The organism is Stenotrophomonas sp. YJH_SMC_65, from assembly GCF_059369475.1.
On the sequence record NZ_JCAFSR010000002.1, the window covers coordinates 228,006 to 246,792 of the forward strand.

Below are 18,787 nucleotides of genomic sequence, written 5' to 3' on the forward strand. Positions count from 1 at the left end.
CTCTCTCCAAGGTAGTGGCAACGACGGCACCGGCAACGGTGCCGTCGTCTTTTCCGGCTCTGGCGGGAAACCCATTGCCCTGCCTAGAATCGGAGACCAGGACAAGGTGTCCACAGGAGCAGGGGAAGGATGCACAGGACGATTCTGGCGGCCGCACTGGCCGTCATCGGGGGCGTTGCCGCAGGCAGCGCGGGGGCGGTGGAGCTGACGCAGTACCTGCGGCGGGAGACCTTCACCGACATCAAGATCTCGCCGGGGGGCAAGTACGTAGCGGCAACGGTGCCGAGGGAGGACAGCACCGCGATCGCGATCCTGCGCCTGAAGGACAAGGAGGTGGTCGGCAGTTTCTGGCCGCCCAGCCGCAACCACGCGCAGGAATTCGATTGGGTCAGCAACGAGCGCCTGTTGATCAGCCTGGCCCAGAAGTGGGGCTCGCTGGATCAGCCCAACCCCACCGGCGAGCTTTACGCCATCGATGCCAACGGCAACCGCGGCGAACTGCTGGTCGGCTATCGCGTCGAAAGCAAGGGCCCGGGGACCCGCATCCAGCCGAAGAAGGTCGAAGCAGTGGCCGCCTTCCTGGCCGACGACCTGCCGGGCGACGAGCGCAACGTGCTGGTGACCGTATGGCCGCTGGCCGAGGATCCGTACACCCGCGTAGATCGCATGGATGTGACTTCGGGTCGTCGCTCGCGGGTGGCGTCCTCGCCGGTACGGCGCGGCGAGTTCACCACCGACGGCGCCGGCGAAGTGCGCTTCGTGCATGGCTCGGGCAGCGACAACATCAACAAGCTGTACTTCCGCGAACGCAGTGGCGACAGCTGGAAGCTGATCAACGACGAGGCCGTCAGCAAGCGCATCGAAACCGCCCTCGGCTTCTCGGCCGATGACAGCCTGGCCTACCTCAACGTCGAGCAGACCCAGGGCCCGGACGCGATCGTCAGCTGGAACCCGCAGACCGGCGAGCGTGCCACGCTGCTGCGCGACGAGGTGGTCAATCCGTATCGCATCATCCATCGGCCCGGCACCCACGTGCCGGTGGGCGCGCTCTATCTGGGCGATACGCCGCGTACCCGGTTCTTCGACGAGAAGTCGCCGGAGGCGCGCCTGTACCGCAGCCTGGAAGCCGCCTTCGGAGGGCCGGTCTACATCACCTCCAGCACCCGCGATGGCCGTGTCGTGCTGGTGGAAACCTGGTCGGGCTCGAACCCGGGCGATTTCTACGTCTACGACACGGTGGCGCGCAAGGCTGACCACCTGATCAGCCGCAGCGACTGGATTGACGTGGACCGCAGTGCCAGCGTGAAGCCGATTGCACTGAAGGCGCGGGACGGGCTGCCGTTGCATGGCTTCCTGACCCTGCCGGCCGGCAGCAACGGCCGCAACCTGCCGATGGTGGTGATGCCGCATGGCGGTCCGTTCGACATCTTCGATTCCGGCCAGTACGACCGCGAAACCCAGATGCTGGCCGCCGCCGGGTATGCGGTGCTGCAGGTCAACTTCCGTGGGTCGGGCAATTACGGCCGGGCCCACACCCAGGCCGGTGCGCAGCAGTGGGGCGCGGCGATGCAGGACGATGTCACCGATGCCACCCGCTGGGCAATCAGCGAAGGCATCGCCGATGCTCGTCGCATCTGCATCTATGGCGCCAGCTACGGGGCCTACTCGGCGATGATGGGGGCGGCCCGCGAACCCGGGCTGTATCAGTGCGCGGCCGGCTATGTGGGGGTCTACGACCTGCCGATGATGTACACCCGTGGCGATATCCAGGACCGCGGCTCAGGCGTGACCTACCTGCGCGAATGGCTGGGTGATCCGGCCAAGCTGGGCGCGGTGTCGCCGGTGAACCTGGCCGAACGGATCAAGGTACCGGTGTTCCTCGCCGCCGGTGGCGAAGACAAGCGTGCGCCGATCCAGCATACCGAGCGCATGGAAGCGGCGCTCAAGCGCGCCGGCACACCGGTGGAAAGCCTGTACTACAAGACCGAAGGCCACGGCTTCTACACCGAGGCGCATCGCAGCGAGTACTACGACAAGCTGCTGGCGTTCCTGGCGCGCAGCCTGGGGGGCAAGACCGCGACGACCGCGCCCGTGGCCGGCAAGGACAAGGCGCCCTGAGCTGACAGGGCGGCGGATGAATTTTCCGCCGCCCTGGTCTTCCGCACGCGGGACTTACTTCACCCCGTGCATCATCTTCTTCAGCAGCGGCGCGGCGATGAAGGCCGCCAACGCGCAACCCAGGCCGATCCACATCAGCAGCCAGAACAGGTGCGCGTAGGCACCGGCGGCAGCCACCATGTCCAGCGATTCGCCTTCCGGCACCTCGATCGCGGCCAGCTTGCCGAACAGCGCGGCCAGCGTTTCCGAGAATGCGGTGGCCAGGAACCAGGTGCCCATCATCAGGCTCATCACCCGCGGCACGGCCAGCTGGGTCACCGCCGACAGGCCGACCGGCGAGAGGCACATCTCGCCGCTGGCCAGCAGGAAGTAGGCCAGCACCAGCCACCACACGCTGGCCATCTCGCCGGTGGCGCCCACCTGCTGTGCGGCCAGCGCCAGCGGCACGAACGACAGCGCGCCGATCACCAGGCCCCAGGCCGACTTCACCGGCTTGCCCGGTTCCCAGCCGCGGCGGTCCATCCACGTCCACAGCGCGGCGAAGGCCGGAGCGAGCAGCACCAGGAACAGGCCGCCGAGGTAGGTCAGCGAGCCGGCGGTCTGCGGAATCACCAGGCAGTCGCGCACCAGCAGCACCAGCATCAGTACGACGATGGCGGCGAAGAACGTGCGCGGCGCGGCCGAGCCCGGGCGCCGTTCGGACAGGCGCGCGCTGACCACGAAGCCGAGCGGTGCCAGCAGCAGCGAGAGGATCGACCACGGCAGCGGCGTGCCGCCGGTGATCACCAGCGAGGGCACGATGTCCTTGGTCAGCAGGCGGTCGGTGAAGGTCACCCACGAGCCGTAGGACTGCTCGTACATCGTGAAGAACACCAGCGCCATGAAGATCAGCACCATCAGCGCGATCATCTGCTGGCGCTGCACCGGCGTGCATTTCGTGCCGGTGAACCAGGCGAACCAGACCAGCACGCCGCCCAGCACCACCAGCATCAGCATCAGCGCCAGGCTGATTTCACCGCCCAGCGCGAACGCGCCGTTGCCGGCGGCCCACATCAGCCATGCCACCGGCAGCACGCCGAGCACCGCGCACAGATAGATGAGCCATTCGCGTGGCAAGCCCAGCACCTTCTGCTTCAGCGCCGCCGGTTGCGGCGGTTCGGCATGGCCCTGCAGGTACTTCTGGCCCCACAGGAACATCGCCAGGCCGGCCAGCATGCCGATGCCGGCCGCACCGAAACCGTACTTCCAGCCGTAGGCCTCACCGAGGAAGCCACACACCAGGGACGAGAACAGCGCGCCGAGGTTGATGCCGGCGTAGAACAGCGAAAAGCCCGAGTCGCGACGCGGGTCGTCCTTGGCGTACAGCTTGCCGACAATGGTGGAGATGTTCGGCTTCAGGAAGCCGACGCCCATGATGATCAGCGCCAGCGACAGGTAGGTCACCGCCAGCGCCGAGGTGTCGCGCACCACTTCGCCGTTCACCCGGTACGCGGCGTGGCCCTCGAAGGCCATGCCGAGGTGGCCGAGTACCAGCAGGATGCCGCCGAACAGCACTGCCCGGCGCATGCCCAGCCAGCGGTCGGCCAGCATGCCGCCGAACACCGGGATGCAGTACACCAGGCCACCGTAGGCACCGAGCAGGTCCAGGCCGGCCTTGTCGCCGAACAGGTGGTATTTGGTCAGGTACAGCAGCAACAGCGCCTTCATGCCGTAGAAGGAGAAGCGCTCCCACATTTCAGTGAAGAAGCAGACGTAGACGCCCTTGGGGTGGCCCAGGAAGTCGTCGGAAGCAGAGGCGGCAACGGTCATCGACGGCGGGGACAGCGGAAAGGGCGCGATTATAGGCCTCTGGGCCCGGGCAGGCAGCCGCCGGTGGATCCACGCCATGCAGGGATGGCGCTCCCCCGGCGGCCACCGCTCACAGGTATCGCAACCAAGGCAGATCGCGCCTTCGCGCTTTGAACCGCGCGAAGGCCCGCGTCGGCGGGTACAGCACCACCGCCAGCGCACAGGCCACCAGCAGCAGGCCGCTGACCGAATCCAGGGCATACAGTTCGCCATGGGTCGGCCCCCAGGACGCCAACGCGGCCAGGTACAGCCCTTTCAGCACGTACAGGTGCAGCAGGTAGAAGAACATCGGCGCGGCGCCGATATCGGACAGCGGGCGCAGCGCACGCGCGAGGGGCGGCCATTCGTACAAGCGCAGCAGCAACAGCCCCACGCCCAGGGTCAGCAACAGGAACTGCAATGACGGCGGGTACTTGGTGACGTTGAAGATGCTCAACCACGTGCGCAGCGTAGTGGTCTGGTACGACCAGGGAGCATCCCCATACTGGTTGGCGAACCGCAGCAGCGCGAACAGGGCCAGCGCGCTGACGCCTGCCCACAGCAGCCAGCGCTGGCGCTGCTCCGGCGCGCGCGCGCGGCCGAACCAGGGCCCCATCAGATAACCCAGCGCAATCACCCCGATCCACGGCAGTACCGGGTAGGAGGTGCGCAGGCGCAGCGCGCCGGCCTCGATCCAGTCGCGCTGGTGCAGCACTTTCCACAATAGCGCCAGCAGGCCATTGCCTTGCACCCGTAAGCCGTCGAACAGGTTGTGCCCGGCCACCACCGCGATTGCCAGCACCAGCAGGGCCGGGCGCGGCAGCCAAAGCAGCCCGGCCAGCGCGATCATGCTCAGCCCGATGGCCCAGATCACCTGCAGGTACAGCGTTTCCGGCGGCAGCTGGAAGGTCCAGGCGAAATTCACCAGGGTCAGTTCCAGCACCACCAGGAACAGCCCGCGCTTGAGCAGGAACGCAGCTGTGGCCCCGCGCGGATCCGCCTGGCGCTGGCCGTACAGCCAGGCCGACAGCCCGGTCAGCAGCACGAACACGGGGGCGCACAGGTGGGCCAGCAGACGGCAGGCGAACAGCGCAGGGGAGACCGTCGCTGCGTCCATCGGGTCGCTCACCTGGTGTTGCAGGAAGAAGGTCTCACGCACGTGGTCCAGCAGCATCAACAGCATCACGGTGCCGCGCAGCTGGTCGATGGAGGCCAGGCGGGTAGTGGGGGAAGGGGCCACGTACGAAGTTCGGTCGGCGTGGCAGGATATAACATAACAATTGCGTCTTTCCAGCGCGTGCTGAGCTGTTCCGACGAGCGCGCGCGTCGGCTCAGGGCAGGCAAACCGAGGGGCTCCAGCCCAGCGCCTCGTCGTAGTGGACCTGGATCGCTCGCAGGCTCCCGTCGGGGTTGGCCTTCAAGCAGAATCGGGCGCTGTGGTGTTGCGTGGCGCCGGTCCTGGTGGCCGACAGCGATACGTCGTACAGGCGTCCGGGCTGCAGCGGCATCGCCGTCTGCCTTGTAATGGCGTTGGCTGGCACTTCTCCGTAGACCACGCAGGCTCCGGGGGGAAGTGGGATTGATGCGGGATGGGCAAAGTAGAAAGACCATTGCCGCCGCAGCGGTGGAGTAATTGCGTCATGCACCTCCACACCAAACACCTCTGGAGTTTTACCGATACGCTTGCGCTCCTTCTTGGGTAGTCCGAAACAAGGTTTGCCGGCGTGGTCGGTGATCTCGACTGCGCCAATGCGGCTCCAGGCAGATGCGTAATCGCAAAGCGGCATCAGGCAGGTCAGGGTCACGACAGCTACGACCGGTGATTTGATCGGGCGGATCCGCAGTGGGTTGTTCATCGGGCGGCTCAGCGTCATCGGTTCAGATCATGAACACGATGCACGGGGCGTTGAGGCACTTCAAACGATGATGGCTGGAATGCTGCAGTACTGGTTGGCCTGGCCCCTGCAGGACAAAGAGACCGCGAGGCCCGGCAGCCCTCCGGGATGTGCCTCACGCGCTTGATGCGTTGGCCGAGTTTGGCCAGAAACGACTATCTCACTGCCGACCTGGCCGCAACCCTCCCGAACCGCACTGGACTTGCCGCCTCCTGAACGCTAGCGTGCAGGGGATTTTTTGCCAGCAGGGGCTCCCATGAACCACGACGCTGCGCCCAAGCAGCTCACCTTCCGCGCAGTGGCCCTGGCCATCGTGCTGGCGGTGGTGCTGTCGGCCGCAAACGCCTACCTCGGTCTGTTCGCAGGCCTGACCATCGCCACCGCCATTCCCGCCGCGGTGATTTCCATGGGCGTGCTGCGCCTGCTGGGCGGTGGCTCCATCCTCGAGAACAACATCGTGCAGACCGGCGCCTCGGCCGGTTCGTCGATCGCCGCCGGTGTGATCTTCACCATCCCGGCGCTGGTGATCATGGGCTACTGGCCGGACTTCAAGTACTGGTGGGTGCTGGGCATCGCCGGCCTCGGTGGCCTGTTGGGCGTGCTGTTCTCGGTGCCGCTGCGCCGTTCGATGATCGTCGAAGACCCGCTGCCGTTCCCGGAAGGCAAGGCTGCGGCCGAAGTGCTCAAGGCCGGTGAGAACCCGGGCCCGGGCCTGAAGATCCTCGGCCTGTCGGCGGTGATCGGTGCCTTCGTCAAGCTGGCCGCGGAAAGCGGCATGCGCCTGATTCCCGATGCCTGGGCCACCTCGGCCTACGTCGGCAGCTCCAAGGTCACCGCCTTCATCGGCACCAACCTGTCGCCGGCACTGCTGGGCGTGGGCTACATCGTCGGCCTCAACGTCGGCATCGTGGTGGTGTCCGGCTCGATCCTGACCTGGCACATCGCCATCCCGATCTACCAGGCGTTCTTCATGAACACCGATCCGGCGCTGGCCGCGTCGGTTGCCGCGGCCTCGTCCACCGAGGCAGCGTTCGCCATCTGGGGCGCGAAGATGCGCTACCTGGGCGTCGGTGCGATGCTGATCGGTGGCATCTGGACCCTGATCTCGCTGCGCAAGTCGCTGCTCAACGGTGTCAAGAGCGGCTTTGCCGCCGCCCGCAAGAGCGGTGGCCCGGTGCTGGCGCACACCGAGCGCGACCTGCCGATGAAGTGGATGCTCGTCGCCCTGGTGGTCTTCGTGCTGCCGCTGCTGGCCCTGTACCAGGCCATCGTCGGGCAGTGGCACGTGTCCATCCCGATGACCCTCATCATGATCGTCGCCGGCTTCCTGTTCGTCTCGGTCTCGGCCTACCTGGCCGGCCTGATCGGTTCGTCCAACAACCCGGTCTCGGGCATCACCATCTCCACCATCCTGTTCGCCTCGGCCGTGCTGGTCGTGCTGCTGGGCAAGGATGGCCTGCAGCCGGTCGGCGCCTTCGGCGCGCCGCTGGGCGCGGTGGCCGCGATCATGATCGGCGCGGTGGTGTGCTGTGCTGCAGCGGTCGGCGGTGACAACCTGCAGGACCTCAAGGCCGGTTACATCGTCGGTGCCACCCCGTGGAAGCAGCAGCTGATGCTGGGCATCGGTGCGTTCTCCTGCGCGCTGATCATGGCCCCGGTGCTGAACCTGCTGGCCACCGCCTACGGCATCGGCGTGAAGTCGGAGCTGCACCCGAACGCGCTGGCGGCGCCGCAGGCCAACCTGATGGCCTCGGTGGCCAAGGGCCTGTTCGGTGGTGAACTGCCGTGGACCTTCATCGGCATCGGTGCCGTGGTCGGTGCCGCCATCATCGCCTTCGACAGCTGGCTGAAGTCGCGCAACGCCCGCTTCCGCGTGCCGGTGCTGGCCGCCGCCATCGGCATCTACCTGCCGCTGGAACTGATGGTGCCGATCTTCCTCGGCGGCCTGATCGCCTACCTGGTCGAGCGCTTCCACAAGGTGCGTGCCGATGACGAAGAAGGCCGCGACCGCGTGCACAAGCCGGGCGTGCTGTTCGCCGCCGGCCTGATCACCGGCGAAGCGCTGATGGGCATCGCCATCGCGATTCCGATCGTGGTGAGCAGTCGCGCCGACGTGCTGGCCGTGCCGTTCCACCTGCCGGGCGCACAGTGGATCGGCCTGGCCGTGCTGTTCCTGGTCGGCTGGCTGATCTACCGCACCGGCAAGCGCGCCATGGCGTAAGGGTTGGGGTCGGATCCCTTCCCGCAGGGAAGGGCTCTAACCCCGGGTTGACAGCGTCTGGGGTCAGAGCCGATTCCGTCGGAATCGGATCCGACCCCGGTGTCCCCACAAACCGCGCCACGGCGCGGTTTGCTTTTTCTGGCGGCGGGGCCGCGCCCCACCGGCAGCCATGACCGATGGCCTTGGCAGCCCCGGCCGCACGGGCCTACCATCGGTTTTTTGCCGTCCTGCGGAGACCCCGATGAAACTGCGTCATGCCCTGCTGCCACTGAGCCTGCTGGCCGCCCTGCCCAGCGTCGCCGCTGCCCGTGGCCTGGAAGTCCGCGACATGGTGGCCATGGACCGCGTCTCCGCGCCGGTACTGACCGCTGACGGCGGCACCGTGGTGTTCGCCAAGCGCAGCGTGGATGCCAACCTGAAGGCCTCCACCGCGCTGTACGCGCGCAACCTGCGTACCCGCGACGCAGCGCCGCCGAAGCAGATCACCCCGGCCGGCTGGAACGTCAATTCCGCTTCGCTGTCGGCCGATGGCCAGACCGTGTATTTCCTCAGCGCCAGGAACGGCAGCCAGCAGTTGTACGCGCAGCCGGTCAGCGGCGGCGCCCCGCGCCAGCTGACCGACTTCCCGGTCGACGTGGACAGCTACCACGTGTCGCCGCAGGACGACCGCGTGCTGTTCAGCGCCGGCGTGTTCCAGGCCTGTGCCTCGGACCTGACCTGCACCGAGAAGAAGCTCAAGGACGTCGCCGGCGCCAAGGCCAGTGGAAAGGTCTTCGATTCGCTGTTCGTGCGCCACTGGGATACCTGGAACGACGGCCGCCGCAACACCCTGTTCGTCGCGCCGCTGCCGGCAGCCAAGGCCGGTCCGGTCAAGGGCGCTTCCGCGCTGAGCGCCACCATCGACGGTGATGCCCCGTCCAAGCCGTTCGGCGGCAATGATGATTTCGCGTGGTCGCCGGATGGCGCCAGCGTGGTCGCCAGCATCCGCGTGGCCGGCAAGCAGGAGCCGTGGTCGACCAACTTCGACCTGTACCGCTTCGACGCGGCGGGCAAGCAGGCGCCGGTCAACCTGACCGCCTCCAACCCGGCCTGGGATGCCGGCCCGGTGTTCAGTGCCGACGGCAAGACCCTGTTCTACCGCGCGATGAAGCGCCCGGGCTTCGAGGCTGACCGTTTCGGCCTGATGGCGATGGACCTGGCCAGTGGCAAGACCCGAGAGATCGCCCCGCAGTGGGATCGTTCGGCTGGCGGCATCACCCTGTCCGCCGACGGCGCCAGCATCTACACCACGGCCGATGACCTCGGCGAACACCCGCTGTTCCAGATCGACGTGGCCAGCGGCAAGGCCACCAAGCTGATCGGCGACGGCAGCGTGACCTCGGTGGATGTGGCCGGCAACAGCGTGGCGATCACCCGCAACAGCCTGAAGAGCAACGACCAGGTGTTGGTTGGCTTGCTGCCGGCCGCGGGCGAAGCCATCGGCGAGCTGCGCGCGCTGACCCCGGCCGCTGGTGAGGTGCTCAAGGATGTCAGCTTCGGCGACTACGAACAGTTCGAGTTCAAGGGCTGGAACAACGACACCGTGCATGGCTACGTGGTCAAGCCGCACAACTACCAGGAAGGCAAGTCGTACCCGGTCGCGTTCCTGATCCACGGCGGCCCGCAGGGCAGCTTCGGCAATGGCTGGAGCTACCGCTGGAATCCGCAGACCTACGCGGGCCAGGGCTATGCGGTGGTGATGATCGACTTCCACGGCTCCACCGGCTACGGCCAGGCGTTCACCGATGCGATCAGCCAGCACTGGGGCGACCGCCCGCTGGAAGACCTGCAGAAGGGCTGGGATGCGGCGCTGAAGAAGTATTCCTTCCTCAATGGTGACAAGGCCTGTGCGCTGGGCGCCAGCTACGGCGGCTTCATGGTCAACTGGATTGCCGGCAACTGGAACGGCCCGTTCAAGTGCCTGGTCAACCATGACGGCGTGTTCGACCAGCGCATGATGGGCTACGCCACCGAAGAACTGTGGTTCACCGAGTGGGAGCAGGGCGGTACGCCGTACCAGAAGGCGGCGAACTACGAGAAGTTCAACCCGGTCAACCACGTGGCGGACTGGAAGAAGCCGATCCTGGTCATCCACGGCCAGCAGGACTTCCGCATCCCGGTCGAGCAGGGCCTGGCCGCGTTCACCGCTGCCCAGCGCCAGGGCATCGAATCGAAGTTCCTGTACTTCCCGGATGAAAACCACTGGGTGCTGAAGCCGAACAACAGCATCCTGTGGCATGACACCGTCAATGCCTGGCTGAAGCAGCACATCGGCAACTGATGGTTGCGGCGCCGCCCTCCGGGGCGGCGCTTCTGTTTCACCATCTGCTTTACCGGTGGGTGCCGACCGTTGGTCGGCACACCTTCCTGATCTGCCGCCACCAGCAGCCGGCCAGCGGCCGGCTCTACCAGAGCGCCTGCATGCCTTCGACTGCCCTGATCCAGAACGACATCGTCGTCTTCGGTTTGATCGCCGCCACTCTTGGCGCCGTGTTCTGGACCGCCTCGCGCGAGCAGGGGCTGTGGAAGCGCTTCTATACGTTCGTGCCAGCGCTGCTGCTGTGCTACCTGATTCCCGGCATCTACAACACCGTCGGCCTGATCGACGGCCAGAACACCAAGCTCTACAACCCGATCGCGCGCGACATCCTGTTGCCGGCGGCGCTGATCCTGCTGACCCTGGCAGTGGATATCAAGGGCATCCTGCGGCTCGGCCCGAAGCTGGTACTGATGTACCTGGGCGCCTCGGCCAGCATCATGCTCGGTGCGGTGGTGGCGTTCCTGGTGATGCGCGCGATCCATCCCGACACCGTGGCCGGCGATACCTGGGCCGGCATGGCGGCACTGGCCGGCAGCTGGATCGGTGGTGGTGCCAACATGCTGGCGATGCGCGAAGTGTTCGACGTCAACGCGACCACCTTTGGCCAGTTCGCGGTGGTCGATGTCGGCGTCGGTTACGTGTGGATGGCCGCGCTGATCTTCCTGGCAGGACGTGCAGCGAAGATCGATGCACGCAGTGGCGCTGATACCTCGGCCATCGATGAACTGAAGGAACGCATCGCGCGCTTCCAGGCCGAGCACGAACGCATTCCCAGCCTGACCGATCTGATGCTGATCGTGGCGGTGGCCTTCGGCGGCGTCGGCCTGTCGCATGCGATCGGTGCGCCGCTGGCGGCCTGGTTCAAGGCCAACGTCAGCTGGGCGTCGCAGTTCAGCCTGGACGCGCCGTTCGTGTGGGTGGTGGTGCTGTCGACCACGCTGGGCCTGAGCCTGAGTTTCACCCGCGCACGCAACCTGGAAGGGGCGGGTGCATCGCGGCTGGGTTCGTTGCTGCTGTACTTCCTGATCGCCTGCATCGGCATGCAGATGGATCTGCTGGCGCTGCTGGATCGCCCGTGGCTGTTCCTGCTTGGCCTGATCTGGATTGCCGTGCACATCGTGCTGCTGTGGTGCCTGGGCAAGTTGCTGAAGGTGCCGTTCTTCTATTTCGCCATCGGTTCGCAGTCGAACATCGGTGGCCCGGCCTCGGCGCCGGTGGTGGCGGCCGCGTTCCATCCGGCCCTGGCGCCGGTGGGCGTGCTGCTGGGCACGATGGGCTATGCCACCGGCACCTACCTGGCCTACATCGTCGGCATCACCCTGCGCGCACTGGCCGGGCAGGGCTGATACGGCGACGGGGTGATGGGGTCAGATCCCTTTTGCGACGCAAAAGGGATCTGACCCCGGTTCCCGGTGAATCACGCCACTGGCAACCCGCGTTCGATCAACCATGCCTTCGCGTCTTCGGCGTCCTGCTCGAACCGCGCCGAGTGGAAAGAGGGGCGCCGCAAGGTCCGGCGCGTCGCCACGCGCCCGTGGCCAACCGCGCCAGCGCCTTACGCCACCGGCAACCCGCGTTCGATCAACCATGCCTTCGCGTCTTCGGCGTCCTGCTCGAACCACGCCTGGGTAGATCCCAGCCGATACGTATACCCCCAGGCATCCATGTCGGCCATCAGCCGCTGGCTGCCGACGCCGGGCAGCTGCCCGGCCAGCACGATCTGCAGGTAGCAGGTCGCGTCTTCCTCGGCCACCGAGTCGGTGGCATCGGTATGCACCTGCGCCCGCCGCTCCGGCGGCAGTACGATCAGGTGGCAGGCCTCATGCAGCATCGAGTGCACGGGCGTGTCATCGCGCACGTAGACGTTGCTGGCGATGATGCCCGCCTCGGGCTCGCCCCAGTAGCTGCCGGGAATCGGCTCGCCGGCGGCCACGTGGTGCAGCCGCAGGCCATGCGCGGCGAGCAGGCACTGCGCATCGGCGAAGGCGATGTCGCCCACGCAGGTGATGTCCACGGCGGTTGTCGTATCGGTCATGCGGGTCAGGCAGCCCCGCCCATGCAGGCACGGGCGGGGCAGGGGATCAGGGTTTGTCCGGGCCTTCCGGCAGCGCCACGGAGATGTCCAGCACATCGTGCTGGCCATCCTTCACCAGGTCGACCTTCACCGCATCGACGTCGATGTTCACGTACTTCTTGATCACTTCCAGCAGCTCGCGCTGCAGCAGCGGCAGGTAGTCCGGGCCACCACGGTGGCTGCGTTCCTGCGCGATGATGATCTGCAGGCGGTTCTTGGCGGTTTCGGCGGTGGTCTTCTTCGCTTTGAGGAAATCAAACAGGCCCATGCTTACCCTCCGAACAGCTTGCTGAAGAAGCCCTTCTTCTCGACGTTGGTGAAGCGCATCGGGCGTTCTTCGCCGAGGATGCGCGCGACGGCGTCTTCATAGGCCTGGCCGGCAGCGGATTCGACATCCAGGATGACCGGCTCGCCCTTGTTGGAGGCGTTGAGCACGTCGCCCGATTCCGGAATCACGCCGATCGCCTTCAGGCCGAGGACTTCCTCGACGTCGGCGATGCTCAGCATCTCGCCGCTTTCCACGCGCAGCGGGGTGTAGCGGGTCAGCAGCAGGAAGGCCGGCACGTCCTGGCCGGATTCGGCCTTGTGGGTCTTCGAATCGAGCAGGCCGATGATGCGGTCGGAGTCGCGCACCGACGACACTTCCGGGTTCACCACCACCACCGCGCGGTCGGCGAAGTACATCGCCAGGAAGGCGCCCTTCTCGATGCCGGCCGGGGAGTCGCAGATGATGTAGTCGAAGCCGTCGGCGGCCAGGTCCTTCAGGACCTTGCCCACGCCTTCCTGGGTCAGTGCGTCCTTGTCGCGGGTCTGCGAGGCCGCCAGCACGTACAGGTTGTCGAAGCGCTTGTCCTTGATCAGGGCCTGCTTGAGGGTGGCTTCGCCGTGCACGACGTTGACGAAGTCGTACACCACGCGGCGTTCGCAGCCCATGATCAGGTCGAGGTTGCGCAGGCCGACGTCGAAGTCGATCACCGCCACCTTCTTGCCGCGCCGCGCCAGGCCGCAGGCCAGGCTCGCGCTGGAAGTGGTCTTGCCGACGCCGCCCTTGCCGGAGGTGACTACGATGATTTCAGCCAAAGGACTTCTCCTGGTTCTGCATGAGTTTGGTGCTGCGTCAGTCCAGCGCAGCGATCTTGATCTGGTCCTGTTCCAGCCACACCTGGACGGCCTTGCCGCGCAGGTTGTCCGGAACATCGTCCAGTACCTTGTAGTGGCCGGCAATGGCCACCAGTTCCGCATGGAAATCACGGCAGAAGATGCGTGCCGCGGTGTTGCCCTGGGCCCCTGCCAGCGCGCGGCCGCGCAGGGTGCCGTAGATATGGATGCTGCCATCGGCGATGACCTCGGCGCCGGCGCCGACAGTGGCCATCACGGTCAGGTCGCAGTTTTCCGCGTACAGCTGCTGGCCCGAACGCACGTTGCCCAGCTGCATGCGGCCCGGCTGCGGTGCAGCGGCGTCGGCCACCTTGGCCACCGGCGTCGCCGGAGCTGGCTTCGGTTCGGCACGGGCTGCCCGGCGCGGTTCCTGTGCGGGCGGCGGCGGGGCCGGTTCGCCCTCGGCACGCTCGTACTGCGCGCGGAACTTGGCCAGCAGCGGCAGGCCGAGCTGCTGGGAGAGCAGGTCGACCGCGCTGGTGCCGTAGGCCAGCGCCACCGGCAGCACCCCGGCGCTGCGCAGGCCGTCGACCAGCGCCTGCGCGGTGGCCACGTCCGGCACCTGGCTCAGGCCGCCGAAGTCGAGGATCACCGCGGCGCGGCCGAACAGCTTCGGGGCGCGGGTCACGCGCTCGCGCATTTCCTGCACGAGGCGTTCGACATCAAGGGTACGGATGCGCAGGTTGGCGATGCCCACCTGGCCGATCTTCAGTTCACCGGCCTGTTCGTAATCGAAATTCACCGCCACGCTCAGGTCCCCGTCGGCCGCTGTGCCTGCGCCGGCAGCTGCCGGGCGCGTGTCCATGCCACATCCGGCAGCTTGTCGCCGTAGGTCTCCTGGACCCACGGGTAGCTGCACAGTTCCTTGGCCAGCATGCTGGCGCGCACATCGACCTGCGGCATGGTGTTCTGGCCCAGCTCGCGGAAGCCGAAGCTGCCGTGGAAGAGCAGGGCGGCATCGGCGCCATGGTCGAGGAAGACTTCGCAGGTCATCTGCGGGTAGCGCAGCTCGGCGAAGCTCTGCGCGTCGGCGTAGAACGCACGCCCGACGCCACCGCCACGACGGCGGCTGGCGACCACGATACGGTCGATATAGAAGAACGGGGTGTCCAGCTGCTGCTTGAACCAGGCGAAATTGCTGCTGTCGTGCTGGCTGTCGCTGCCGAAGCCGATCAGGAAGCCGGCCAGGTTGCCGTCGCGCTCGGCGACGCGGAAATACTCAGCGGTTTCATAGAACAGGCGCAGGCGGGCCGCATCCAGGGGAAGGATGGCCAGGCCAGCGTTGTTGTTCAAAGCCAGGACGGAATCGAGCTCGTGCTCGCGCACGTCGCGGATGACAATCGACATTGTGACTCCGTGGGGTAACGCGGTTGGTCCATCAAGGGACCCTGCGCACGATTATTGCATGCCCGGGGTGGGCTGCGGCATGAACAGGCGACCGGGCAGGCATGACTTCCGTGGGGTGCGGTGCGCAGGCGCGGCCCGTAGAGTGCTGGCATGTTGGGAGTCCTCAGCCATACCCGCGTCCTCCGCCTGGCCGGCCTGTTCACCTGGGTCATGGTCGGCCTGCCCCTGGCGTACTCGCAGTTCGAGAACCTGCACAGCCGCGGTGACATGGGCGGCTGGGCGATCCTGTTGTTCGTCGCCTACCTGTCCTTCGGCACGGCCTACTACTGGTTGACCCGCATCCTGCGCAGCGACAGCCACACCAGCTGGCTGGACCGCGGCCTGCTGCTGTTGCTGACGGTCTCGGCGCTGGGGGTCAGTTTCCTCAGCGGTTCGGGCCTGGGCAGCATCCTGATGATGGTGGCCGCCGGGGTCATTCCGTGGATGCTGTCGGTACGGCTGGGGGTGCTGTGGCTGCTGGTCAGCCAGCTGGCGGTGGCGCCGGTCTATTACCTGCTGCTGCGCTTCCCGCTGTTCGAAGCGGTGATGCAGTCGCTGCTGTACGGCGGCTTCTCCATGTTCATCTTCGTGACCAGCCTGGTTGCACGGCAGCAGACCGAGGCCCGCGACGAGCAGCGCCGGCTCAATTCGGAGCTGCGTGCCACCCGCGCCCTGCTGGCCGAGAGCGCGCGGGTCAACGAGCGCACCCGCATTTCGCGCGAGCTGCACGACCTGCTGGGCCACCAGCTGACTGCGCTGACCCTGAACCTGGAGGTCGCCGGCCACCTGGCCGAGGGCCAGGCGCTGGACCACGTGAAGCGCTCGCACGCGCTGGCCAAGCTGCTGCTGGGCAATGTGCGCGAGGTGGTCAGCCAGCTGCGCGAGACCGGCGCGATCGATCTGGCCGCGGCGCTGCGCCCGCTGACCGAGAACGTGCCCTCGCTGGACATCCAGCTGGAGATCGAGGATCCGTTGAACGTGGAAGACCCGCAGCGGGCCCACGTGCTGCTGCGCTGTACCCAGGAGATCATTACCAACGCGGTGCGCCACGCCGGCGCCCGCCACCTGTGGATCAAGGTGTACCGTGAAGCCCCCGACCGGGTGGTGGTGGAGGCCCGCGACGACGGCGTCGGCGCGGATATGGTCAATGTAGGCAATGGCTTGCGCGGCATGCGCGAGCGCCTGCAACAATGTGGTGGCCAGCTGCAGATCGAAACCCGTCCCGGAGAAGGCTTCCGGCTGCGGGCGACGGTGCCGGCAACGGTGCTGGTGGCGGCCCTTACCAAGGTTCCTGAAGGAGTGCGTTGATGATTCGCGTCTGCCTGGTCGACGACCAAACCCTGGTGCGGCAGGGAATCCGCTCCCTGCTGGCGCTCGACGACGGCATCGAGGTGGTGGCCGAGGCCGGCGACGGCCGGCAGGCGGTCGAGCTGATACCGCAGGTGCGCCCCGACGTGGTGCTGATGGACATGCGCATGCCGGTGATGTCCGGTCTGGAGGCACTGCAGGTGCTGTCGCGGCAGGAACAGCTGCCGCCGACCATCATCCTCACCACGTTCGACGATGACCAGCTGGTGCTGGCCGGGCTCAAGGCCGGTGCCAAGGGCTACCTGCTCAAGGATGTCACCCTGGCGCAGCTGGTCGGTGCCATCCGTACCGTGGCCGACGGCGGTTCGCTGGTGCAGCCGGCGGTGACCCAGCGCCTGCTGTCCGGCCTGGAGCACATGCGCAACGAGTTCGTCAGCCTGGACCGCCCGGACCCGCTGACCGACCGCGAGACCGAGATCCTGCGGCTGATGGCCAGCGGCTTCTCCAACAAGGAGATCGCCAATTCGCTGGGCGTGGCCGAAGGCACCATCAAGAACCACGTGTCCAACATCCTGTCCAAGCTGGGCGTGCGCGACCGTACGCGTGCCGTACTGAAGGCGTTCGAACTCCAGCTGGTCTGAAGAAAATCGTTCAAGTACAAAGACTTGGTTCGTAGTTGCGGGTTCCTGCCAAGGTTGCCCCCTACTTGCCGGGTAGCGGTATGCGTTACCCTTCGAATTCTTTGTCCATACAAATACGCAGCCGGCAGGGAAACCGGTGCGCCAATCCCGATAAACAATGCCCGCGAAGCCTGCTAGGATTGGCGCTTCGCTTCAATCAACCCGGCCGTGGGATCGGCCCCGGAGACTCTCTGAATGACCCGTATTATCGAGTTCCTGATCGCCTTGGGGATCGTGGCTGGCCTGTTCGTCATCATTGGCGTATGTCTGCCGGGCGAGCGTCACATCACCGAAAGCATCGAGACCAACCGCAAGATGACGATCGTGTACGACACGGTCAGCAGCCTGCGCCGCTTCAAGGACTGGAACCCGCTGGTACTGCGCGATCCCGCCGTTGAACTGAAGCTGTCCGGCCCGGCCTCCGGTACCGGTGCCACCCTCGACTTCACCTCCAAGGACCTGGGCACCGGTTCCTGGAAGATCACCGAAGCCGAAGAGAACAAGCGTGTTGTGATCGCCATCGAAGACGCCACCAAGGGTCACGACAAGGTCACCACCTTCAACCTGGAGCCGACCGGCAAGGGCGGTCGCAACGTCAAGATCACCCAGGACTACTCGGTGAAGTACGGCTTCGACCTGTTCGGCCGTTACGCCGGCCTGTATGTCAGCCGCCAGATCGGCGACGACATCAAGCTGGGCCTGTCGCGCATCGCCAACATGCTCGCAACCGTGCCGAACGTGGACTACCGCACGCCGGAAGCCCCGCTGACCGACCTGGCCATCGTTGAAGTGCCGGCCGAGAACCTGCTGGTGGTCAACGCCGGCAACGTGGACCGCGGTCAGGACACCATCACCAAGTCCATCAAGGACAACCAGGAGTGGATCAAGCGCGTGATGGAGGCCAATGGCCTTGAAGCCGCCGGCCCGTTCCGCATCATCACCACCGACTTCGGCCAGGAGAAGTACGCCTTCGACATCGCCCAGCCGGTGAAGAAGAAGGGTGCTGAAGGTGCTGCTGCCGATGAGCTGACCGTCAAGATCGACGGCGGCGCTCCGGTCAAGTACGTGCACGTTGCTCCGCACCGTTCGGCGCATGCGGCCTACACCGGCCACATGGCGGGTCTGGACGTGGCCCGCAACGGCCTGCGTGCCTGGGCCGTGACTTCGGGCAACGAAGTCATCGACCGCCCGTACGAAACCTGGAAGGACGGCATCGACAAGTCGTTCACCCCGGAAGCGACCTACGACATCTACTGGGCCGTCAAGTAAGCCTCGGCTGACCCATGTAGTGTTGGACACGAAAACGCGCCGCTCATTGCGGCGCGTTTTTTTTGATCCGGCGCCCGGCAAGGGGCGCTGCGCAAGGAGCCCCCATGTTCAATCTCGAACGTCGTGCACGTAAGCCGTCCCTGCTCGCCTGCCTGGGGGCGCTGCTGGCCGCTGCCTCGATCGGCCTGTCCGCCTACGCCTCGCATGGCGTGGCCGATCCGCTGGCGCAGCAGCACCTGAACATGGCGGCGCTGTACGCGTTCGCGCATGGTGCGGTACTGGTGGCACTCGGGCCGCGCGCGCACGGGGCGATCGCACACCTGGCGCTGTACGTGCTGCTGCTGGGTGTGCTGTTGTTTTCAGGCAGCCTGGTGGGCGGGGCGCTGTGGCAGTGGCCGACGCGGATGGCGCCGATCGGTGGCACCAGCATGATGGCCGGCTGGGTGGTGCTGGCGATCAATGCGTTGAGGCGGTGACGGCAATCCGGGTACA

Annotated in this window: 16 protein-coding genes; 8 read left to right on the forward strand and 8 right to left on the reverse strand. The window is 66.4% G+C overall.

The features are described 5' to 3' along the window. Window positions 1-129: 129 nt before the first annotated feature. Entirely contained in the window at window positions 130-2,118 is a 1,989-nt protein-coding gene (locus AC5P7A_RS04090; protein WP_495219910.1) for an alpha/beta hydrolase family protein, read from the forward strand. A gap of 54 nt (window positions 2,119-2,172) precedes the next feature. Here AC5P7A_RS04090 and AC5P7A_RS04095 read toward each other — a convergent pair whose 3' ends face one another. The 3 genes from AC5P7A_RS04095 to AC5P7A_RS04105 all read right to left on the reverse strand — a co-directional run bounded on the left by AC5P7A_RS04095 (window position 2,173) and on the right by AC5P7A_RS04105 (window position 5,819). Further along, window positions 2,173-3,927, reverse strand: a complete 1,755-nt coding sequence (locus AC5P7A_RS04095; protein WP_014646346.1) for a peptide MFS transporter — start codon at window positions 3,925-3,927, stop codon at window positions 2,173-2,175. Between the two features lie 109 nt (window positions 3,928-4,036). After that, window positions 4,037-5,185: an acetyltransferase domain-containing protein gene (locus AC5P7A_RS04100; protein WP_481453136.1), complete on the reverse strand. Its 1,149-nt coding sequence runs from the start codon at window positions 5,183-5,185 to the stop codon at window positions 4,037-4,039. Window positions 5,186-5,276: 91 nt separating this feature from the next. Continuing rightward, complete coding sequence (locus AC5P7A_RS04105; protein ID WP_227863628.1) at window positions 5,277-5,819, reverse strand: hypothetical protein; 543 nt, start codon at window positions 5,817-5,819, stop codon at window positions 5,277-5,279. A 277-nt stretch (window positions 5,820-6,096) separates the two neighbouring features. On the opposite strand from AC5P7A_RS04105, the gene AC5P7A_RS04110 reads away from it, so the two are divergent. The 3 genes from AC5P7A_RS04110 (at window position 6,097) to AC5P7A_RS04120 (ending at window position 11,766) form a co-directional block, all read left to right on the forward strand. Beyond that, a complete protein-coding gene (locus AC5P7A_RS04110; RefSeq protein WP_014646348.1) occupies window positions 6,097-8,061 on the forward strand; it encodes an OPT family oligopeptide transporter in 1,965 nt (654 codons plus the stop codon). A 241-nt stretch (window positions 8,062-8,302) separates the two neighbouring features. Next, the gene (locus AC5P7A_RS04115) at window positions 8,303-10,381 is read left to right on the forward strand and encodes an alpha/beta hydrolase family protein (protein ID WP_014646349.1); all 2,079 of its coding nucleotides are present in this window, start codon (window positions 8,303-8,305) and stop codon (window positions 10,379-10,381) included. A gap of 140 nt (window positions 10,382-10,521) precedes the next feature. Then, window positions 10,522-11,766: a DUF819 family protein gene (locus AC5P7A_RS04120; protein WP_032961385.1), complete on the forward strand. Its 1,245-nt coding sequence runs from the start codon at window positions 10,522-10,524 to the stop codon at window positions 11,764-11,766. Between the two features lie 209 nt (window positions 11,767-11,975). Here the strand turns inward: AC5P7A_RS04120 and AC5P7A_RS04125 are convergent, their stop codons facing one another. Genes AC5P7A_RS04125 through AC5P7A_RS04145 form a run of 5 tightly spaced genes read right to left on the reverse strand, consistent with a single transcriptional unit; the run spans window position 11,976 to window position 14,999 of the window. Further along, the gene (locus tag AC5P7A_RS04125) at window positions 11,976-12,455 is read right to left on the reverse strand and encodes a hypothetical protein (protein WP_032961355.1); all 480 of its coding nucleotides are present in this window, start codon (window positions 12,453-12,455) and stop codon (window positions 11,976-11,978) included. Between the two features lie 46 nt (window positions 12,456-12,501). After that, the gene (minE, locus tag AC5P7A_RS04130) at window positions 12,502-12,762 is read right to left on the reverse strand and encodes a cell division topological specificity factor MinE (RefSeq protein WP_005408532.1); all 261 of its coding nucleotides are present in this window, start codon (window positions 12,760-12,762) and stop codon (window positions 12,502-12,504) included. 2 nt (window positions 12,763-12,764) lie between these two features. Next, on the reverse strand, window positions 12,765-13,574 hold the full coding sequence (gene minD, locus AC5P7A_RS04135) for a septum site-determining protein MinD (RefSeq protein ID WP_005415682.1): 810 nt from the start codon (window positions 13,572-13,574) through the stop codon (window positions 12,765-12,767). A gap of 37 nt (window positions 13,575-13,611) precedes the next feature. Continuing rightward, the gene (gene minC, locus AC5P7A_RS04140) at window positions 13,612-14,457 is read right to left on the reverse strand and encodes a septum site-determining protein MinC (protein WP_164077055.1); all 846 of its coding nucleotides are present in this window, start codon (window positions 14,455-14,457) and stop codon (window positions 13,612-13,614) included. After that, window positions 14,403-14,999, reverse strand: a complete 597-nt coding sequence (locus tag AC5P7A_RS04145; RefSeq protein WP_014036357.1) for a GNAT family N-acetyltransferase — start codon at window positions 14,997-14,999, stop codon at window positions 14,403-14,405. The genes minC and AC5P7A_RS04145 overlap by 55 nt, the downstream gene beginning before the upstream one ends. Before the next feature lie 150 nt (window positions 15,000-15,149). Here AC5P7A_RS04145 and AC5P7A_RS04150 point away from each other — a divergent pair, with 150 nt between their 5' ends. The 4 genes from AC5P7A_RS04150 (at window position 15,150) to AC5P7A_RS04165 (ending at window position 18,771) form a co-directional block, all read left to right on the forward strand. Next, window positions 15,150-16,346 (forward strand): sensor histidine kinase, encoded by a 1,197-nt coding sequence (locus AC5P7A_RS04150; protein ID WP_032961359.1) that lies wholly within the window; start codon window positions 15,150-15,152, stop codon window positions 16,344-16,346. Beyond that, window positions 16,346-16,987 carry a response regulator gene (locus AC5P7A_RS04155; RefSeq protein WP_006424175.1) on the forward strand — a complete coding sequence of 214 codons (642 nt, stop codon included), beginning with the start codon at window positions 16,346-16,348 and terminating at the stop codon, window positions 16,985-16,987. The genes AC5P7A_RS04150 and AC5P7A_RS04155 overlap by 1 nt, the downstream gene beginning before the upstream one ends. Before the next feature lie 234 nt (window positions 16,988-17,221). Further along, complete coding sequence (locus AC5P7A_RS04160; protein ID WP_014646355.1) at window positions 17,222-18,295, forward strand: polyketide cyclase; 1,074 nt, start codon at window positions 17,222-17,224, stop codon at window positions 18,293-18,295. A gap of 104 nt (window positions 18,296-18,399) precedes the next feature. Beyond that, on the forward strand, window positions 18,400-18,771 hold the full coding sequence (locus tag AC5P7A_RS04165) for a DUF423 domain-containing protein (RefSeq protein WP_014646356.1): 372 nt from the start codon (window positions 18,400-18,402) through the stop codon (window positions 18,769-18,771). Window positions 18,772-18,787 lie beyond the last annotated feature (16 nt).